Consider the following 20,856-nt stretch of genomic DNA (forward strand, 5'->3'; position numbering starts at 1 on the left):
CCACCGCCTGCGGAACTGCAACGGCATGCATTGCCAGTGCGACGATGAATGCCAGGACACCTTGCTGGAGCTTGGTGCGAGATTTGTGAGGCGCACTCATACGCCATCCTCCTGATGAGATTGAGCCAGTAGCGTATCGTTCGTTCGCCCCGTTTTTGGCGTCCCGGCGTCCACGGGGGTTCGCGATTGGTTCTCGGCGCCTTGCTGATTCACTGAGATCGGGCCTGAACCACCTTCCTCGTCAGGCAGGGCGCGGCAGTCCATCACGCTCCAGCCGATGCGGATGCGGTCGCCTTCCAAGACTGCGCTGTGACCCACCGTGTTTTGAATCTTGACAACGAAATTGGGGTTGCCGCACAGGTTGACGCGCAGTCGAAGATGGTCGCCTATGAACAAGATGTCCTCGACGACCGCCTCGAACTCGTTCGTGTAGACACCCGGTTTGGTGAGGCTCACACGTTCCGGGCGGATCGCCAGAACGGATCTATCGCCGGGGCGACAATGGTGCACCGGGAATGCCCTGACGGTTCCGCCCGGCGTCTCGATGTCGCAGAAATCGCGCTCCACTTTCCGGACGTGCCCTCGCAACATGTTGTTGTCACCAATGAAGCTCGCGACGAATTCGCGCTCGGGTTCTTCATACAATGTCTCCGGTGCGGCGACTTGCTGAATATGGCCGCGGTGGAACACCGCGACGCGTGATGACATCGCCATCGCCTCCTGCTGGTCGTGAGTGACGTAAACGACGGTCACGCCCAAGTCCTGCTGCATTCGGCGAATCTCGAATTGCATCTCTTCGCGTAGGCGCCGGTCCAATGCACCGAGCGGTTCGTCCATCAGCACCAGCGACGGGTTGAACACCAACGCCCGGGCAATCGCGACACGCTGCTGTTGACCTCCGGAGAGCTCCGCAGGCCGGCGGTCTTCGAACCCGTCAAGCCGGACAACCTCGAGCGCCTGCCGAATCCGCTGTCTTCGACTGGCTGCCGAGATCCCGCGCACCTCCAGCGGAAACGCTAGGTTCCGTCTTACAGTCATGTGGGGAAACAGAGCGTAATTCTGAAATACCACGCCGATACCCCGCTTCCGCGGCGGCAGGTGCTGAACGGACCGGCCCGACAAACGAATTTCCCCGGACGACGGTGCTTCGAAGCCTGCCAGCATCATCAAACAGGTGGTCTTTCCGGACCCGGACGGGCCTAGCAACGTGAAGAACTCGCCTTCCTGTACGCGTAAATCAAGGTCCTGGACAACCATGGTCCGCCCGTCGTAGGTCTTGCTGACACCTCGGAACTCAACATGCGGCGCGGACTGCATTTCCTACAACCTTCAGGAGCAGATTTTTCGGCAACAATTGTACCTGTTGCCCTGCGGGCGACCACCGAAAATGCCCCTATGGCGGCCTCGCATCGACCTCACTGTGGGTTCAGCAACCGTTCGGGCGACGCGGATTCCAGGCCCGTTCGCACGCAGGCGCCGTGGACCCGGCACCGTTGGCACCCCCACGCGCGCTTCACTTCTGGTCGTGCGCGGCAACGCGGCGACGGCTTTGCGAGGTCTGGGCACCATCCGGAAGGCGGGTATCACGCGTCATCTGAGGCGGCCAATTGGATCGCACCGACTTTTCAGAACGTTGGGCTGATCTCAAAAGTGAACTTTCACCACCGAGAAGTCGTCGGGTAGCGCACCTTCACCGTACTGGGACTGCACCCACTCGTATATTTCTGCCGGTCCCCGACCGGCATCGGCGCTTGCAAAATCGACCAGGTCTTGCTGGGACAGCATCTGGTCGTCTGCGACGGGGATTTCGTACGCTCCGTCGCTATAGACCAGCAATTGATCATGTGTCTTTACGATGGTTGTCGCTTCAGGGAATTGCAGGCCCGGAAACGTGCCGATTGCAACGTTTCCCTTGTTACCCAAGAGCCTGGTGGACACCGCACCACTATCACCCGAGTCATCACGATCAACGCTGAGCAGGATCGCGGCCGGATGTCCTCCGGACGAATACCGCAGCTCGCCGCTTCGCTGATCATGGACGCCGTACCAGATCGTAAAGAACATATTGTTCTGGTTTTCCATGGGAAACGTATCGTTGAGGGCGGCGAGGACCGAACTCGGGTCCCGAAATTCGGCGCTCGACATCGCCTGCGTCCGCAGGACATTGATGATGGTTGCGGACAGGAGGGCAGCGCCGATGCCGTGCCCGCAGACATCAATCAGGTAAATCGCGAAATGATCCGGATCTATATGGTGGTAACCAAACGAGTCACCGCCTAACTCTGTCGATGGCTCGAAATACCATTCGGTGCTCGGCCATTCGGAACGCGGCTCCGGTAGAATCGAACATGCGTAACGAGAGGCATCGTTCAGTTCTTCTTCCAGCCGTGCTTGCGTGCGTTGCAGCAGGATGTTGCTTTCCGCAAGCTGATCCTCAACCGCCTCGCCGTGAGCGATAGTGGCCTCGTAAAGCAGCTGGAGATCACTGTGCTCAGCCTCCAGCTCAGCAAGCTTGCCTCTGGTTTCCGCGAGCATGCCAGCGAGGGCAGGTGCTACCCGCGCTTCTGCCAATTCCTGCTCAGTCAGGCTCTCAGCCGTCTCGGTGGACATCGGCTCCGCTTGGCCTCAGCAATGGACAATGCATCCTTGTGAGAATTTTGATCGCCATGCACGGTCGTGTCAAATCATGAGCTTCGGCATCTGGTGCGCAGAAACGCAAGTAAATGTCTGATCTGCGGCGCACTGTCGGGATGGCGCACACGAGTAGAACCTGATCGGTGCTGCCGGGATCCTGTCACCACTTCCGGCCCGCGCTGGCAAGTCTGCGGACCTCGGCCAAGAATTGGGGTTGGCGCGCTGGTTCGACAGGTTGAAAGATGTGGGAATGGAACGGTCCTGGGAACTCGTGCGCGTGGCGAGGTCCGGGCGGGAAACGTGGCGCGGACTTGCGCGCAAACGGCGATCTCGGTGATCCGGCAATCGGTCAACTAGGTGGTAGCGAGCCCGGCAATGGTTCCTAGCGAGATGAGGTCGAAACCCCCAGTTCGCTGGACGCCCGGAAAGACGTCACGTGTCGTCGTGCAAACCGCTACAAGGCATATTCGTCATGGCGGGAGTGCGGTCGCTGCCGGCTGTTGGTGCACCAATCCTGTTCGGGTCGTGATTGCTCTCTGTCACGTGGCCTCGCGTGCCGCTGTCACGCATCGCCATCGGATGGGCGGGGAAAAATGCGGGGGAGTCCTGCAAGTGGCTATTCGCCGCTGTGACCAGAGGTCAGGGCCAGCCGTGAAACGGTTTCTGTGCAAGTGGGCCTTCCGAAGCAAGCTTGGTCACGCATCCTGGTCGGATCGATCCCGCTGCGAAAACGCGCACATGTGCGCTGGTTGCCCCATTATGGCTAGCTGCAGTAGCCTGTACATAGTAGCCAACCTGTGCTATAGGTCACTGGCAAGCGGTTGGCGATGCTCTGCTAGCCTGTTGTGCGCAATAGCTTCTTCCGGCGATTGTGGAGCAGCATCCGATCTTTCTGAGAGTTCTACATGATGGCGGCCGAACGGTTGCGCACCACTCTGGCCCCGTTCAATGGTGACGGGTGCCGGAGCCGCGGCTTGCCCCGGAACCGCAAATGTGCGGACAGGTGTGCCGGGCTGGTAACTGCATGACCGATACGCAGAACAACAGCCTCCCTGAGGATGGCTACGACCTCCTTCTGGAATTCGATTTGGACACCAAGGTCTTGGATGACCAGTGGGACTATTGCGATTACATGTCGTCGTACGTTGCGCGGATGGTTAGCCATGATCGCGCTGACCCGTTCATGTTTTCGAACCTTCTGTCAGCGACCCTGAATGAGCTATTCGAGACGGTCTACCGCACTCGCAAAGAAGCGGGACAATTCCGTTTTCAGCTTCTGCGAAAAGGCCCCATTGACCGGATCACAATGCTGGTGCCCTGCGCAGCGGACGAACAGGAGTTCTACATCAAGACAGCGGAGGAACTCTGTACGGCGGACGCTTCCGAAAAATACCTGGATCTCCTTTTTTCGGACGAGGGCTTCGACCGTCGTGTCGGGCTGTTCGAACTCGCAATTTCATACAAGGCCGCAGTATCAGCTGATGCGGTTGAGGATCGCGCGCTTCGCCTGACGGTTGACTTGGCGTTGGAGCCAGAGCCGGACTAATGGCAAACCCTGACTCAGCATCGTTTCAGTTCGGGTTCGACGAGAACGACCAGGTGTTCACGTTGAGTGGTTCGATGCGGCCGAAGGAGGCCAGCGAGATCAGTGCGTGTCTGGAGTCACTCCGGGCCTGTGCAATGCGAGCAACCGGGATGTTCTACGTCAACGTCCGGCGGTTACTGCAGTCCAACAACGTCGCATTCAATGGCATGGCTTCCGTGCTGTTGGAAGTCTGCCGGGAACGGCCTGACGTAAACGTTACGATCACGATGTCCAGTGTGGTGGGGTGGACACCCAGAAAATTCAGGGTACTGCAACGAAAGATTCCTCGTATCGACGTTGTGGAGTACGACAAGGATTTCTACCCTGGACAGGCATTTGTCGAAGACAGTTCGTTTGTGTCCGTGTTGCGGAGACAGACGACGATGACATGGCGACACGAGAAGCACATACTCCCGCGTCATGGCATCGGAGAGGGTATGAAGATCGCCGACATTTGCTGCGGTATCGGCGATTTCGCAATATTGCTGTTCAAGGAGTTCAATCCGACTTACGTTGTAGCCCTCGATCACGCCAAGTCCAGTCTCGAATACGCCCGCAAGATGGCAAAGGAATTCGATGTGACCGGTGTCGAGTACGTCTACGGCGATGCTGCGGAGATGTTATTGCCAAATGGCGAGTTCGATTTCGTAACGTGCCGACACTCCCTCCAGGTCTTTGATCAACCTGAGCGCATATTGTCGGAACTGCTCCGAATCTGTAAGCCCGGCGGCCGCGTTTACGTCACCAACGAGAAGAATTCTCACTGCCTGGGCGAGCCGCGCTCAGAATCCATCCAATGGACCTACAACGAAGTTGCTAAGCTTTGGAAGCACTTCAACATGGACATCGAAATCGGCCCAAAGAGTCGCAGGTTGTTACTTGACGCCGGCTTCGTCGATATCCGCATGGAATCGTTCATGGTGACCAATCTTGATGGTGATCCGGAGGAGTTTGCGGAGGTCGTAAGAACTTGGAGGCACATGTTCGCCGAAAGTATGGCCAGAGAGCGCGGTGACGACGAAGCATTCATAGAGAAGTTTAAGAAGGGTTTCGACGACCATATCTTTGCTGCCCTGCATCCCAAGGGATATGCGGGCTGGCCGATATGGGTGGCTTCTGGGCGAAAGCCGCTATGAGCTCCCGTCAGGGTGATAGCGGTAAGTTGTCGTTGGGGCGCTTCTCGCTTCGCAGTTTCCGCGCCAAGTTCGTGCTCGTCGTCGGCGCTGCGGTGGTGTTTGACCTGGCGATGTCTGGCGGGGTGTCAATCTGGAACATGCAGCGACTGTCCGAAGGAGCGCGGGAAGAGATCAGTGAAGGCCTGACCCAATCTACCGAGCAGTTCCTGCAGACGTCCATCGAAATGACGACGTCCCAAGCCGACCTGCTACTGGAACGAGTGCATTCCGAAGTCACGATGTTGGCTAACGGGATGCAACTTCTGATCGACCACCCTGATGTGAAAGGTGAACTCGGCGCCGCGATTGCGGCTGACCCGGACCTGACCAGCCCGTTGGTTTACAGCGCCGAGGGTGGGTGGTCGCAAAATCTGCCGGGTGCGCCTTCCGCCGTCAGCGTCTGGGGGTATCTCTTGGATGAGAACCGCCGGCCTCTCCCCAGCACTGCCCAAGAAATTCAGGACAGCAAGTTTCTCGACCTGATGGGGCCCGCGGTTATGAAGACCGGTGCCCCCAAGTTGCAGGTCTATTACGTCGGCCCCAAGCACGCATCAATCTTGAGAGCCACGCCGTATTCGGAACAGGCCCAGACATTCGACAAACTTTATCCCGGACACAATGAAGGTCCAAATTTCTGGGACTTTTTCTTTCCGGGGGTGTACGAGGGCTGGCAGGCTTGGTTGACTGACCCAGACGCTAGGCAGGTCGATTCCAACATTGTGATGACCGAACCCTACGTGGATGCGATCACCGGCATATTGATTGTGAGCTTTTTCCATCCGCTCTGGACTGCCGATCGCACCGACGTCGCCGGAATGGTTGCCGTCGACATCACGCTCGACCAATTGACCTCGCTCGTTGAGAGCATCACGATTGCCGATACCGGTTTCGGTTATCTGCTGATGTCGAATGGAAATGTGATTGCCATAAACGAGTCCGGTGAAGCGACAATTGGACTGGTTGCTAGCGAAGGTGGGGGACAAGGTGTAACCGGTATTGACAGATCGATCCGTAACAGTGTTCACCCGGCCATTGCGGACATGCAATTGCCGACTGGAAGTGACGTAACCATCCAGCACTTGACACTTGACCAGAATGGCGAGGACACCGACTACCTGATCGTTCAGAAGCAGTTGCGCCCGACAAACTTGTGGAATGTCGACGGCATCGGCAAGGAAAACATGACGGTTGGTTTCGTCGTGTCGGAAGAGGAGGTGTACCAGTTACTGACGGCCGTGGAGAGCGGGATTTCCGACGCCACATCGAGAATCTACAATTTGCAGATCGCCGTATTGCTGGTCAGCCTACTTATCGTTTTCTTCGCAGTTTACGCGATATCCGGACGCATTACGGCGGGTTTAAGTGCGCTTGCCAGCGCTGCGAGGAGTTTGGAACGGAAGGACTATTCGGTTCGGGTCAACATTCCCACGCGCGACGAAGTGGGCAAGGTGGGAGTTGCGTTTAACAGCATGGTGCAGGAAATCCAGTACCATACCGAGAACCTAGAGAACTTAGTTGAAGAGCGCACTCGCAACCTTGAAGAAGCAAACCGGGAAATTGTTTCCCTTAATCAGCAGCTTCGAAGTGAGAACTTACGCCTCGGCGCTGAACTCGATGTTGCGCACCGGATTCAGAAAATGGTGCTGCCGCGGGTCAGCGAGCTGGACCAGATACCCAAGCTGGAAATTGCCGGATACATGGAGCCAGCCGATGAAGTCGGGGGTGACTACTACGACGTGCTTCAGGACGGCTCTCGCATCAAGGTAGGTATCGGTGACGTAACAGGTCATGGCCTCGAGAGCGGCGTATTGATGCTGATGGTCCAGTCAGTGGCCCGGGCTCTTTACGAAAAAGGGGACCAGGACAACGAACGGTTTCTCGAAATCGTAAACCGTGCCATCTTCAAGAACATAGAGCGTACCGAGTCGGACAAACACTTGACCCTCGCTTTCGTCGACTACGAAGAGAACGAAGTCACGCTGACCGGACAGCACGAGGAAGTCTTGTTGGTGCGGAGCAATGGCTCGCTTGAACGTATCGATACCATGGACCTCGGGTTCCCTATCGGCCTCGAATTCGACATAGCGCAGTTTATTGGCACGCGTAAATTGAACTTCTTGAGCGGCGATACCCTCATTCTCCATACCGATGGCGTGACCGAAGCGGAAAATTTGGAAGGCGAGCTCTTTGGGCTGGAACGCCTGTGCGAGAGTGCGAAGCAGAACAGTGATGGCTCTGCTGTCGACGTGGTCAACGGAATTGTCATGGACCTCAAGTCGCACATCGGAACGCAGAAAATTCACGACGACATTACCCTCGTGGTCATGAGGCACCGGTAACCGGGTAGCGACAGATGCGCAAGCAGGTAGGGAACACAGGCATCATCAGCACGTTCAAGGCCGGTTCCTTGCGTTTGAAGCTGTTTCCCGTCCCGCTCGGCCTTGCCTGGAAACATTGCGGAATTACTTCAGATTTCCTTGGGGACTTTTATTCTGCACGTGCTGTTAGAGGTTCCGTCGATGCGAACGAGATACGTCACAATGTGTGTTATCTTGTAAACGAAATATTAGAAAACGCTGTAAAGTTCAGGACGTCGGGTGATATTGTCATCGAATCTTCTTTGGAGAACGGTAACTTTCGGCTTTGCATCGCTAACGCTATCAGTAAAGAGGGTGCACTGCGGTTCCAAGATGTATTGAGTGGGCTGCAGGGGAGGGATCCTTCGGAGCTCTTGATCGAACGGATAGAGCGAAATGCGGCCGATCCCAATTCAACAGGATCTGGCCTCGGCCTGCTGACGTTGATGAGCGACTATGGCGTGCAGTTGGGCTGGGATTTCCAGGCGTCCTCCGACGCGGAGGGCACGGTCCAATTGGCAACCTACGCAGTTTTGCCATTGCCATAGAGTACGATATGCTGGTACTTGCGTGTTTTTCAAGCGCATCCCCCTCCCAAATGAACCACGGGTGATTCTGTCACATGGAAATCAAGACCAGCGAATACCGCATATGGGTAGAGGATGCGGTGATCCATTACGAAGGGACAATGCGACTGTCTGGAACGGAGGCCTATCAGCCGATTATGGCGATGATGAATGACGTCCTGGAGTCGCAACCTGAAGAAATCACCCTTGATTTGGTGGGACTGGAGTTTCTAAATAGTTCCGGCATTAACCTGCTTGCGCGTTTCACAATAGAAGTACGTAAGCAAAAGAGTATTGCAATTGCCGTAAAGGGTTCAACACGAATTCCTTGGCAATCGAAGTCGCTGCCGAACCTACGGAAGCTCCATCCGACGCTGCAACTGAACTTCGTTTAGACATCGCCGATCGTTGCCGCGGAGGCCAAGCCCAAATGCGGCCATTGTCAGAGAGATTGAGGAAGGCGCGCGAAGAAACATAGGGGCAAACTGTCCCAGTTGCGGATAGTGGTGGCATGCCGTCGTGGGCGAACCCCGCCTGCAGAACCTGTCGCGGAGATCGCCGATCTTAAGCATGGCTCTGGGCCCGATTTGGAGGTTCACCTACAAGCGAAGGCATCGGGTTCCGGCTTGCCGTCAGACAAACTTTCCCGGCGCACAAGTCGAACGCGCCGACGACGTGCGCAAGTTCAGTGACCACGTCGGCAGTCCGGTGGAGACGGTGGCCGACGGGCGCTTGAAGTAGCGCTGGAAAGGGAACGTGCAGGCGATACACAGAGGGGAGCGGTTATCGTTTTGAAATGCGCTCGACAGGCGGGCTGGGCACGCTTTAGTTTTGGGTCGTCGGGCCGCGAGTCCCCCAGCGCTGATCAACCATGGACGTACCTGCTTGTCGAGGTGCAAACCGGTCAGTTCTTGCGTACTCGCACCTGATCAAACTGGAGGGTCGTGTCCGTTGCAATGACATTGCCCTACAACGGGTTTCTCGCTTGAGAGTCCGCTCGGAAGAGTCCCGCCGGTATTGCCACCTGACTGGTTCAGGATTCATTCTGGGCATAGTGTTGGAACAGGTAACAGTCTGCGTCCTGATCGGGTTACGATGAAGCGCGGACCGATCGCTCCCGCGGCCGATTCGGCGGGCAATTTTTGCCGGGCATACGGGCCAGAGCGCCGAGCGCGGACCAGCATGTTGGTGAGAGGTACATGAACGACACGTTATTTCCGGTACCGGACGCAACCGCTGCGGCCGCTCACATAGACGCGCAGCAGTACGAGGCCTTATATCGCGCTTCCATCGCTGACTCGGAGACGTTCTGGTCGGAACACGCCCGAACGATCGACTGGATTCGTCCTTACACCCGGGTGCGCGATGTCAGCTACGCATCCGACGACGTCCACATCCGGTGGTTCCAGGACGGGACCCTCAATGTGTCCGCGAACTGCATCGACCGGCATCTCGCGTCCCGCCGGGATCAGGCAGCCATCGTCTGGGAAGGCGACCGTCCCGGAGACAATCGTACTGTCAGCTACGGCGAACTCCATGAGGAGGTTTGCCGCATGGCCAACGTCCTCCTGCAACGCGGGGTTCGGAAGGGTGACCGTGTAACGATCTATATGCCGATGATCCCCGAAGCGGCTTACGCACTTCTTGCCTGTGCCCGAATCGGCGCCATTCACTCTGTTGTCTTTGGCGGCTTTTCTCCGGAGTCGCTGGCGGAGCGGATACTGGACTGTGGGTCAACCTGTGTGATCACGGCCGACGAGGGACCTCGAGGCGGCAAGCTGGTGCCCCTCAAGGCAAATACGGACCAGGCGCTTCAGCGTTGCCCGGATGTGCACACGGTGTTGGTCGTGGAAAGAACCGGCGGCGACGTGGCCATGCAGAATGGCCGGGACGTGTCATGGTCCGCGATGCGTTCAGGCGTCGATGCCAATTGCCCGCCTGCCGAGATGTCGGCCGAGGACCCGCTTTTCATCCTCTACACATCCGGTTCCACCGGTCGGCCCAAAGGCGTTTTGCATACCTCAGGCGGGTACATCGTCTATGCGTCCATGACGCATCGCTTTGTCTTCGACTATCGGGACGGAGAAGTCTACTGGTGCACCGCTGATGTCGGCTGGGTGACCGGTCACAGCTATATCGTCTACGGCCCACTTGCCAACGGGGCGACAACCCTGATGTTCGAAGGTGTGCCCAATTGGCCGGATTCGTCACGCTTTTGGCAAATCTGCGATGAGCACCAAGTCAACATCTTCTATACGGCACCTACCGCGATCCGCGCTCTCATGCGGGACGGCGAGGAGCCCGTGCGCAAGACCAGTCGCTCATCACTTAGGATCCTCGGTTCTGTCGGCGAACCCATCAACCCCGAGGCATGGCTCTGGTACCACCGGGTTGTGGGCGAGGAACGTTGCCGCGTAGTTGATACCTGGTGGCAAACCGAGACCGGCGGCATCTTGATCGCGCCGCTTCCCGGCGCTACCGCGCTGAAACCGGGCTCGGCCACCCTGCCCTTCTTCGGAGTGCGCCCGGGCATCGTCGACGACGAGGGAAATCTCCTGGAAGGGCCCGCGTCCGGGAAGTTGGTGTTGCTGGACAGTTGGCCGGGGCAGATGCGAACCGTCTACGGCGATCACCAAAGATTTGTTGACACCTACTTCGCGACGTACCCAGGAATGTACTTTACTGGCGATGGCGCAAGGCGCGATGAGGACGGCTACTATTGGATCACCGGCCGTGTTGACGATGTCATCAACGTTTCCGGACATCGGATGGGGACCGCGGAGATCGAGAGTGCTCTCGTGGCACACGAAGCTGTGGCTGAAGCAGCCGTGGTCGGTTACCCGCACGAGATCAAGGGGCAAGGAATTTACGCTTACGTGACGTTGGTTGCCGGAGTTCCGGCTTCGGATGACCTCCGGGTAAAGCTCGGTCAGTGGGTGCGGAGAGAAATCGGCCCGATTGCCAGACCTGATCTGCTGCAGTGGGCTCCGGCCCTTCCCAAGACCCGGTCGGGCAAGATCATGCGCCGTATTCTCCGAAAGATCGCTGCAAACGAGCACGATGAGCTTGGGGATACTTCGACGCTCGCTGACCCGGCGGCGGTCGATGATCTCGTTCAGAACAGGCTCAACCGATGATGCGTTCGTTTGCCGTTGCCCTGGCTGGAATCGCATTTCTCGTTCCGGCCGCATCTGCCGCCGAGGCCGTCTGCGTGACTAACACGTTTGAAGTGGCGTGGGTGCACCCGGGAATCTATTTCTACGCCAACGAGGACCAGTATCGCTGCGAAGGGCCCTCCGTGCGTGTGAAGCAAGGGGAGACCGGCTGCTTTGCGGCTGAACTGGTAGCCCCGGGCAGCCGGTATTTTCTGGCTGGCGAACACGCAGTGTCGGGCAAATGCGTGCCGATCTGCGAGACGACCCGAGCCGAGACCACGGTGGTCTTTGATCTAGAGAACACGTACGCCTGCGCCGAGTGACTTGACGCTACTCGGTTAGGCGGACTACCAACCCTTTTGGCCTCGTTCGCGCAGCTTGCAGGCCGCTCACTGCCGGATTTGAAGACGATATGGCGACTGCCACGACCACATCGGAAATTCGTGCCGCGTTCCTAGATTACTTTCGGGCGCACGGGCACGAAGTGCTCCCGTCGTCGCCGCTCGTGCCGCGCAACGACCCCACGCTGCTGTTCACCAGCGCCGGCATGGTGCAATTCAAGAACATCTTTACCGGCCAGGAGACGCGCAGCCATCCGCGCGCTGCCACGTCGCAGAAGTGTCTACGGGCCGGCGGCAAGCACAACGACCTTGAGAACGTCGGCTACACCGCCCGGCATCACACATTCTTTGAAATGCTCGGGAACTTCAGTTTCGGCGACTATTTCAAGGAACAGGCCATTGAGCACGCCTGGACGCTGGTGACGAGGGAGTTTGGCGTCGCTTCCGACCGGTTGCTCGCGACGGTCTATGCGGACGATGACGAGGCATACGATCTCTGGCGGAAGATTTCCGGGTTACCTGAAGAGCGTATTTTGCGGATTGCCACTTCTGACAATTTCTGGGCTATGGGCGACACCGGCCCGTGCGGTCCGTGTTCGGAGCTCTTCTTTGATCACGGAGACCAGATACCCGGCGGCCCACCCGGCAGCCCCGATGAAGACGGGGACCGGTTCGTCGAGATCTGGAACCTCGTATTCATGCAATACGAACAGGAATCCTCTGACCACCGGGTCCTGCTGCCACGACCTTCAATCGACACCGGTATGGGGCTGGAACGCATGGCGGCCGTCATGCAGGGGTTTACGGACAATTACGACATCGACCTGTTTCGCACCCTGATCGAAGCGTCGAAGGCGGCGACGGGCGCGGACGAGAACGAGGGGCGCTCGGTCTCGCACCGGGTGATCGCGGATCACCTGCGCGCTTCGGCGTTCGTCATTGCGGAAGGCGTGCTCCCGTCAAACGAGGGGCGCGGTTACGTGCTGCGCCGCATCGCGCGGCGAGCCATGCGGCATGCCCATCTGTTGGGCGCCCGCGAGCCGGTATTGTGGAAAATCGCCGGAAGTGTCGTTGCGGAAATGGGAGACGCTTTCCCGGAACTTGCCCATGCCCGCACATTGATTGCGGAGACCTTGAAGGGCGAGGAGACGAGATTTGGCGAAACGCTCGAACGCGGCATGCGCCTGCTCGCGAACGAGACGTCGAAGCTTGCAGACGGTGCCGCGTTGCCTGGAGCAACCGCGTTCCAACTCTATGACACGTATGGTTTCCCCATCGACCTGACGGAAGACATTTTGCGGAGCGAGGGGCGCGCGTTGGACCGGGCCGGGTTTGAGGCAGCAATGGCAGAGCAACGTAGGAAGGCGCGCGCCGCATGGTCGGGAACGGGAGACACCAAAGCGGAGCGGGTCTGGTTTGAGGTTCGTGATGAGGCCGAACCCACTGAGTTTCTGGGCTACGCCGGGACCAGTGCGGAGGCGGTGGTGTCGGCGATCGTGACCGATGGCGAGCAGGTTCGTGTAGCCGATTCGGCCAGTGGGACCATCGGCGTGATATGCAACCAAACTCCGTTCTACGCTGAAGGTGGAGGTCAGGTCGGCGACACCGGTACGATCCGTTGGCCCAACGGAGCCATGACGGTGTCGGATACCCACTCCCGCGCCGAAGCACTCCACGTCCATTACGGGACCGTCAACGAAGGCGAATTACGCGTTGGCGAGGCGGTCGAGCTCGCTGTCGACGAGGATCGGCGCGCGGGCTTACGGATTCATCACTCGGCAACCCACCTGTTGCACGCCGCGTTGCGCGAGCGCCTCGGCGGGCACGTCATCCAGAAGGGATCCCTGGTTGCCCCTGACCGCCTCCGCTTCGATATCAGCCACCCGCGTGCAGTTACTGCTGAAGAGCTCGAGGACATCGAGTGCAAGGTCAATGGCTGGATACGGGCGAACGCGTCGGTGGAAACCCGACTTCTACCGCCGGATGACGCCATGAATTCCGGCGCGCTCGGCTTGTTTGGGGAGAAATACGGCGATGAAGTACGGGTGGTTCGCATGGGCGCGGAGGCCGGCCCGACGTTTTCGCTCGAACTGTGCGGAGGAACGCATGTGGGCCGAACCGGCGAGATAGGCGTTCTGAAGATCGTTTCGGAGTCGGCGCTCGCTTCCGGCGTGCGCCGACTGGAGGCGGTAGTGGGCCCCGCCGCGTTGAAGCTGTTCCAGGACCACGCCCATGTGCTTGACGGGCTTGCCGCCGGTCTAGGGGTTCGGCAGAACGAACTCGCGAATCGTATTGAGCGGCTCCTGAAGGAACGGCGCGAACTCGAACGTACGATTGAGGACCTGCGCCAGAAGCTTGCTCGCGGAGATACCGAAACTACTGCCCCGACCGAAATCGCCGGCGTGCGCGTTGCGGGAAGGGTTCTCGACGGCGTCCCTCCGAAGGTGCTTCGCGGCCAAGCCGAAGAGCTGAGGAACACTCTGGGAAGCGGCTTGGCGGTAGTGGTGACGTCCTTCGAAGGGAAAGGTTCGTTGGTGGTCGCCGTCAGCGAGGACCTGACGAATCGATTTGATGCAGTGGACCTGGTGCAGGCCGGCGTGGCGGCGCTCGGCGGGCGAAAGGGAGGCGGCCGTCGCGACATGGCCCAAGGCGGCGGGCCCGATGGTGCGGCCACCCGGAAGGCCCTGCAGGCCGTGCAGCAGGCCATTGGCGAGACGGGCTAGGGCTCTGGTCGGCTCAGAGGGCCTGTCTCAGATTTTCGGCAATCGCGTCAAGGAACGGTTCGGTTTCTAGCCAACCTTGGGCCGGACCGACGAGCAGGGCAAGATCCTTGGTCATCTTGCCGGATTCGACCGTATCCTGGCACACGCGCTCGAGCGTTTGGGCAAACCGCTGTACCTCTGGCGTGTCGTCGAATCGGCCGCGGTGCCACAGTCCCCGCGTCCAGGCGAAAATCGATGCGATTGGGTTGGTCGAAGTCGCTTCACCTTTCTGGTAGGCCCGGTAGTGCCGGGTGACGGTACCGTGGGCCGCTTCCGCCTCGATCGTCTGTCCGTCGGGGGTCATCAGCACCGAGGTCATGAGGCCAAGCGACCCAAATCCCTGCGCAACGAGATCAGATTGAACGTCACCGTCGTAGTTCTTGCAGGCCCATACGAAACCGCCGTCCCACTTGACTGCGCTGGCCACCAGATCGTCGATTAGACGGTGATCGTATTCCAGGCCGGCTTCGTTGAAGCTCGTGGCGAACTCGGCGTCGAAGATCTCCTGGAAGATGTCCCGGAATCTTCCATCATATTGTTTCAAGATGGTGTTCTTGGTCGACAGATAGACCGGCATCTTGAGATTGAGGCCGTACCGCAGACAAGCCCTAGCGAAGCCTCGGATGGATTCGTCCAAGTTGTACATCCCCAGCGCAATACCGGCCTCCCGGAATCGAAACACTTCGGTTTCGGTGGGCGATTCCCGCCCGTCCGGTTCGAAGCGCATCACAAGGCGCCCCGGGCCGGGGACCTGCAACTCGGTGGCGCGGTACTGATCACCGAACGCATGCCGACCAATTACGATCGGCTTGGACCAGCCAGGCACATACTTGGGAATGTTGCGGCAGATGATCGGCTCACGAAACACCGTGCCGCCGAGGATGTTGCGGATGGTCCCGTTCGGGGACCGCCACATTTTCTTCAGGCCGAATTCGGAGACTCGATCCTCGTCGGGAGTGATGGTCGCGCATTTGACGCCGACACCGTGTTCACGGATGGCGTGTGCCGCCTCCACCGTCACTTTGTCGTCGGTCTGATCGCGGCTCCTGACGTGCAGGTCGTAGCTGACCAGGTCCACGTCGAGATGGGGGAGAATGAGACGCTCCCGGATCATTTCCCAGATGATCCGGGCCATTTCGTCCCCCTCTAGTTCGACGAGAGGGGAAGCAACCTTGATCTTGCTCACGGAATGCGCGCTCCAAATGACAAAGATGAGTGACTGCAGGGGATGACTACGTTTAGCCGCCAGGTGCAACCGACGCCGGTGTTGCGAGCTGCTCGCTCACTGCCTGAACCGCCGCCTCGGCGGATTCCACCTTGATCACCATTGAATCAAGAATGTCGGGAAGAAATTTCTGTTCGACCATGCGTTCGAGCATCGCGAACATCGGCGCCCAGTACTGATCGATATCGATCACCACGATGGGGCGCGGGTGTTGCTTGAGTTCGCGCAGCACCAGCGTTTCCATGATCTCGTCCATGGTTCCGATCGCACCGGGGAGCGCTACACAGATGTCAGAGGCGTTGAACATCATGGTTTTGCGATCAGCCAGTGAATCCACGACCACCGTTCGCTCCAGCGCTGAATGCATTTCTTGCATGGACGCAATGTAGATGGGGATGAAACCGGTCGTACGTACGCCTGCTTCCAGGGCGCCGTCGGTTACGGCGCCCATAAGCCCATGCTGTGAACCGCCGGTGACAAGACCGTAGCCAGCTTCGCCCAGCTTCCGACCCAGCTCGCGGGCCTCCTCGGCAAACCTAGGGTTGCTGCCCACCCGCGAACCACAAAACACCAGCACGGTGCGCTTCTTACCATCTTCCGAGCGGCTACGTTGATCGCACGCAGGTAGCGTCGTCCTGCCCAAAGACTGTTCCATCTACAACCCGTCTCAAGACGCGGTGAACCTACCGGCCCCCCGCGGGTTCGTCCAGCAAAAGTCACGTTCCGTGTCTGGGAGTGATTTAGCTCTTCCGGATGGCCGATCCAGCATCTGGCGGCCCGGTGATTCGCCGGCTGCCAAGCAGCCTTGAAACAGGCAGTCGCACAGGGCGGGACCGACCGAACGCGACGGTCCGTCTACCGGGTCCAAAACCAGGGGCTGAGCACCGCTACGAGGGCGATCACCTCAAATCGTCCAAGCAGCATCCCGGCCATCAACACCGTCGTGCCAGTGGAGCCGCCCGGAACCGTTACTGCACCGACGAGAGTGGACATGCCTGGGCCCGTATTGGTGAGCGCGGCCACTGCGCCCAAGATGGCGTCTTCCGCAGTCACTCCAGTCACGGAAAGGAGCGCCGCCAATCCAGCGCAGGCGCTGAACCAAAGGACCGCAAACGCGAACAGAGCCGAGACCAAGCCCGGTTCTGCAGTCTGACCGCCATAGCGCAGAGTTCGGACTTCATGGGGCTGCACACCGCGATTCAGCTCGTTCCAGATGACCGCGCCCAGGAGCCATGCGCGGCGGAGACGAAGGCCGCCTGAAGCTCCAGCCACCGAGCCGCCGACGACCGCGAGAGCAAGCAGCGGCGTAATGGAGGCGTCTCGAGCCTCGGTTACGATGCCGGACGTGCTGATCAGGGAGGCGGTGACAAAGAAACTGTCGATCAGGCCCATGTCCGGCACTGCCAGCCAAGCGAAGCTGATACCTCCCGCCACCAATGCCGCCAACAGCAACGTTTCCCGGTTCCGGACCATCGCGGCGATCAACACGCGGGGCTGATTAGGGGTGCCGGGAAACCACAGGGCGCCGATGAGCATGAAGACGCCCAGAATCAGTTGGGTGCCGGCGCCCGGAATCGAGGACGGATAGCCCTTGGGGTCACCGCCGGTCGCGATTGCGGATAGCGCGTACAGGACACCGTCAAACGCACTCACTCCGCCAGAGAAGAGAAGAAATACACAAGTCACTGTCAGCGCCGCATAGGCGACCGTGACCCCGCGGAACACCGAGGGCACCAAGCTGCTGACGCCGGCGGTCGATCCCGGGGTTGCGAACGCGGCACCGCCCAGCCCGGCCGGAAGAAACACGATGGCAGCCAGCAGGAGCGTGGTCAGACCTCCGATCCACTGCAGCACGGCCCGCCAGAGCACAAGGGCAGGGTCAGCCCCGCCGATCTGAATCGACCAGTAACCTGTGGTGGTAACGGCGGAGACGGAATCGAACAGCGCGGCATAGGGATCGGCCCCTGCAACCCAGAACGGAATGAGCCCGCCGATTGAAAGGGCCCCCCAGATCGCGGCCGCGCTAAGCAGGGCCGTCCTCCTCGTCCAGCTGCGGCCACGACTGCGAGTGGCGAGAAGTATTCCGCCGCTGACGAAGAGAGTACCGGTCGTCAGCAGCAGAAATCCACCCGCTGATGGAAGTCCGTCAAACCATGCCCAGAAGCCGACGACTCCTGCGAGCAGCCCTTCGGCACCCAGCGCCAACGCCAGGGCTCGCGAAATGGAGGCGAGTACCACTTAGAGCTTGACGGTTCCGAATGCAGCCTCGAGCGCCTGGACCTTCTCGTGGGTAACGAGGACAATGACTCGGTCGTGAGGGCGGATCACGGTGTCTCCGACCGGCAATATCACTTCGCCGTTTCGCACGATGGCACCGACCGCGATGTCGGAATCCAGTTTCAGGTTGCGGAGCGAAGTTCCGGCAATGTTGGAAGTGTCGAGCGCTTCGTAGTCCATGACTTCGGCACGTCCGTCATGCAGGGTATGGACAGCTTGGACGCGTCCGCGCCGCACCCATCGCAGGATCTTGGACACCGTCGCCGACCGGGGAACGATAGCCTGGTCGATCCCGAGCTGGCTTAGCAGGGAGCCGTACTTGTTGTCGTGCGTCACCGTCGCTGCGTAGGGACAGCCCTTTTGTTTGGCCAGCGCCGAAACAAGCGTGTTGACCTCGTCGTTCTCGGTGACTGCGAGGAGCATCGCCGCGTCGTGCACTCCGGCTTCTTCCAGCACGCCGTCGTCACGCGGGTCGCCGACTAGGACCTTCATGCCGTCGAGAATTTCGTCCGCCTGATGGGCGATATTCGGATCGGCCTCGAGAATCGTCACGCCCTCGGCTGACTCCTGTTTGGCAATCCGTTGCGCGACCAACCGGCCTAGGTTGCCGCCCCCGACAATCAGGATGCGTCGAGATGCCTCGATGTCCCGCCCAAAGGAACGGAGTACGCGATTGACGCGGTTGGCTTCCGTGACGACGAAGACCTCGTCTCCGACGGTCAGCGTCTCGTCTTTCCTGGGCACGATCCCGACACCGTCACGCACGATATAGACAACCCTGGCGTGGAGTTCGGGAAACAGCTCCGTCAGCTCGTGCAGGGGATGCGACAGGACCGGCGACTGTTGGTCCAGCTTCATGCCGATGAGCTGGACCCGGCCGCCCACAAAACCGACGGCATCGCTTGCCCCGGGCAGTGCGACCAGTCGTGACAGCGCGATTGCCACCTCTCGTTCCGGCACAATGATCTCGGCTGGCAGGTCGTTACGGCCGTATAGCTGCGGCCAGTCCTCCTCCTGGTAGGCCGGGTTGCTGACGCGGGCAATGCGCGTTCGAATCGAAAACACGCTGTGTGCCACCTGGCAGGCAACCATATTGGTCTCGTCGCTCCGGGTAACAGCTACCAGCAGATTCGCATTGTCGGCGCCGGCATCGCGCAGCACGGGAGGATGCGCCGGGTGCCCGTGGAGAGTTTCGATTCCAGCCGTGTCCCGGCGCGCCCGATCCAGGAATTCGGCTTCCTGGGCGACCAGCGTGACCGCGGCTGCTTCCTCCTCGGCAAGGTGCCGGGCGATGCTGCGGCCAACCTCCCCGGCCCCACAGACGATGGCCCGGAACTGGGCGTCTTCGTTCACGGTGTCTCCTGCTTGGAGCCGGTCTCGTCGGATATGCCCAGGAGCCGCAGCTTGCGATGCAGCGATGTGCGTTCCATGCCGACGAAAGCGGCCGTGCGCGTGATGTTGCCACCGAAACGCGCGAGTTGAGACGACAGGTACTGGCGTTCGAACTGTTCCCGGGCGGCCTTCAGCGGGTGGCTCATGATCGAGTCAGTTCCGAAGCCCCCGCCGGTTTCTCCGTGTTCGTAGAGTACGTCGTCGGGCAGCATCGAAGCCCGCACCGGACTGGCTTCCGAATCCGGTGCCAGGATCAGGACGCGCTCGATCACGTTTCGAAGTTGGCGAACGTTCCCGCGCCAGTTGTAGGCCTGCAGTCGGGCTTCCGCTTCTGCGTCAATTGGGCGCGGTGGCCTGCCCAGCGCCCGCGCGCATTGCGTCATGCAATGCCAGGCCAAGGCCGGAATGTCTTCCCGGCGTTCAGCCAGGGACGGCACGCGAATGGGCACGACGTTGATTCGGTAGTACAGGCTGGCCGACAGCCGGTCCTGGCGGATGTAGGTTTCGGGGTCCACGCTGGTTGAGGCGACGACACGAACGTCCACCTTTACGGGGGTTTGCCCGCCCACTCGCATGAAGCTGGGATTCTGGAGTGCCCGCAGCAGCCACGACTGGGCGTCCATCGACATTTCGGCGACTTCATCCACGAACAGTGTGCCGCCGTGGGCCTGCTCAAGCTGGCCGACGCGAAGGATGCGTCCGCTTTCATCCTCGCGGCCGAACAATTCCTCCTCGAATCGGTCGGCCGACGTGCGCGGAGCGTTCATCACGACAAACGGGGCATTGCGACGGTGCGATTGGGCGTGAATGGCGCGGGCTGCGGTCTCCTTGCCGGAACCGGGTTCCCCGGTGATCAGGACCCGGCTATTCGTGGTCGCCACGCGCGCGATCGCGTTCTTGAGGGCACGAATGGCCGGCGAAGTCCCCACAATCGCGTCCGTGGTGCCGGTGCGGTTCACCAGCACGGCATTTTCTCGGCGAAGATGCTGGGTCTCCAGGCTCCGCTTAACCACGTGCAGCAGCAGTCCGCTGTCGAACGGTTTTTCGAGGAAGTCGACCGCGCCGAGATTCATGGCGTCAACAGCAGTGCGTACTGATCCGTGCCCGCTGATCATGACGACCGGGAGGCCCTGAAATCGAGTGCCGATCGTCTCCAGGAGGTCGATGCCTTCTCGTTCGCCGTTGCGAAGCCAGATGTCGAGCAGCACAAGCGAAGGTACCCGTTCCGCCAAGGCGGCCAGCGCGCTATCGGTGTCGCTGGCCATTCGCGTCGTGTACCCCTCGTCCTGTAGCAAGTCCTGCACCGCCGCACAGATGTCCGGCTCGTCATCGACGATCAATATCTCGCCCATCCAATTGGTCGCCGTTCGAGAATTCTTGGACGAGG

The 20,856-nt window shown here is 59.7% G+C and carries 15 protein-coding genes; 8 read left to right on the top strand and 7 right to left on the bottom strand.

Features of this window, described 5'->3' with window-relative positions:
• Positions 1 to 96: 96 nt before the first annotated feature.
• On the bottom strand, positions 97 to 1,257 hold the full coding sequence (locus tag OXH60_07190; protein MDE0711904.1) for an ABC transporter ATP-binding protein: 1,161 nt from the start codon (positions 1,255 to 1,257) through the stop codon (positions 97 to 99).
• A 387-nt stretch (positions 1,258 to 1,644) separates the two neighbouring features.
• Complete coding sequence (locus OXH60_07195; GenBank protein MDE0711905.1) at positions 1,645 to 2,610, bottom strand: PP2C family protein-serine/threonine phosphatase; 966 nt, start codon at positions 2,608 to 2,610, stop codon at positions 1,645 to 1,647.
• 1,048 nt (positions 2,611 to 3,658) lie between these two features.
• On the opposite strand from OXH60_07195, the gene OXH60_07200 reads away from it, so the two are divergent.
• The 8 genes from OXH60_07200 to alaS all read left to right on the top strand — a co-directional run bounded on the left by OXH60_07200 (position 3,659) and on the right by alaS (position 14,536).
• Positions 3,659 to 4,180, top strand: coding sequence for a hypothetical protein (locus OXH60_07200; GenBank protein ID MDE0711906.1), 522 nt, complete (start codon positions 3,659 to 3,661; stop codon positions 4,178 to 4,180).
• A complete protein-coding gene (locus tag OXH60_07205; GenBank protein ID MDE0711907.1) occupies positions 4,180 to 5,355 on the top strand; it encodes a methyltransferase domain-containing protein in 1,176 nt (391 codons plus the stop codon). The genes OXH60_07200 and OXH60_07205 overlap by 1 nt, the downstream gene beginning before the upstream one ends.
• Complete coding sequence (locus OXH60_07210) at positions 5,352 to 7,733, top strand: SpoIIE family protein phosphatase (protein MDE0711908.1); 2,382 nt, start codon at positions 5,352 to 5,354, stop codon at positions 7,731 to 7,733. The genes OXH60_07205 and OXH60_07210 overlap by 4 nt, the downstream gene beginning before the upstream one ends.
• 14 nt (positions 7,734 to 7,747) lie before the next feature.
• Entirely contained in the window at positions 7,748 to 8,299 is a 552-nt protein-coding gene (locus OXH60_07215) for a hypothetical protein (GenBank protein MDE0711909.1), read from the top strand.
• 74 nt (positions 8,300 to 8,373) lie between these two features.
• A complete protein-coding gene (locus OXH60_07220; protein ID MDE0711910.1) occupies positions 8,374 to 8,712 on the top strand; it encodes a hypothetical protein in 339 nt (112 codons plus the stop codon).
• 804 nt (positions 8,713 to 9,516) lie between these two features.
• Positions 9,517 to 11,454 carry an acetate--CoA ligase gene (gene acs / locus OXH60_07225; GenBank protein MDE0711911.1) on the top strand — a complete coding sequence of 646 codons (1,938 nt, stop codon included), beginning with the start codon at positions 9,517 to 9,519 and terminating at the stop codon, positions 11,452 to 11,454.
• Positions 11,455 to 11,528: 74 nt separating this feature from the next.
• Positions 11,529 to 11,795, top strand: coding sequence for a hypothetical protein (locus OXH60_07230; protein ID MDE0711912.1), 267 nt, complete (start codon positions 11,529 to 11,531; stop codon positions 11,793 to 11,795).
• 89 nt (positions 11,796 to 11,884) lie between these two features.
• Entirely contained in the window at positions 11,885 to 14,536 is a 2,652-nt protein-coding gene (alaS, locus tag OXH60_07235; GenBank protein ID MDE0711913.1) for an alanine--tRNA ligase, read from the top strand.
• A 13-nt stretch (positions 14,537 to 14,549) separates the two neighbouring features.
• On the opposite strand, the gene OXH60_07240 is transcribed toward alaS, so the two are convergent.
• The 5 genes from OXH60_07240 to OXH60_07260 all read right to left on the bottom strand — a co-directional run bounded on the left by OXH60_07240 (position 14,550) and on the right by OXH60_07260 (position 20,821).
• On the bottom strand, positions 14,550 to 15,761 hold the full coding sequence (locus tag OXH60_07240) for an NADP-dependent isocitrate dehydrogenase (protein MDE0711914.1): 1,212 nt from the start codon (positions 15,759 to 15,761) through the stop codon (positions 14,550 to 14,552).
• Between the two features lie 52 nt (positions 15,762 to 15,813).
• On the bottom strand, positions 15,814 to 16,455 hold the full coding sequence (locus tag OXH60_07245; protein ID MDE0711915.1) for a TIGR00730 family Rossman fold protein: 642 nt from the start codon (positions 16,453 to 16,455) through the stop codon (positions 15,814 to 15,816).
• A gap of 200 nt (positions 16,456 to 16,655) precedes the next feature.
• The gene (locus OXH60_07250; protein ID MDE0711916.1) at positions 16,656 to 18,038 is read right to left on the bottom strand and encodes a hypothetical protein; all 1,383 of its coding nucleotides are present in this window, start codon (positions 18,036 to 18,038) and stop codon (positions 16,656 to 16,658) included.
• Positions 18,039 to 19,430: a Trk system potassium transporter TrkA gene (gene trkA, locus OXH60_07255; protein ID MDE0711917.1), complete on the bottom strand. Its 1,392-nt coding sequence runs from the start codon at positions 19,428 to 19,430 to the stop codon at positions 18,039 to 18,041.
• Complete coding sequence (locus tag OXH60_07260) at positions 19,427 to 20,821, bottom strand: sigma-54 dependent transcriptional regulator (GenBank protein MDE0711918.1); 1,395 nt, start codon at positions 20,819 to 20,821, stop codon at positions 19,427 to 19,429. The genes trkA and OXH60_07260 overlap by 4 nt, the downstream gene beginning before the upstream one ends.
• Positions 20,822 to 20,856: the final 35 nt, after the last annotated feature.

This window comes from Rhodospirillales bacterium, assembly GCA_028824295.1.
GTDB lineage: Bacteria > Pseudomonadota > Alphaproteobacteria > TMED109 > TMED109 > VXPW01.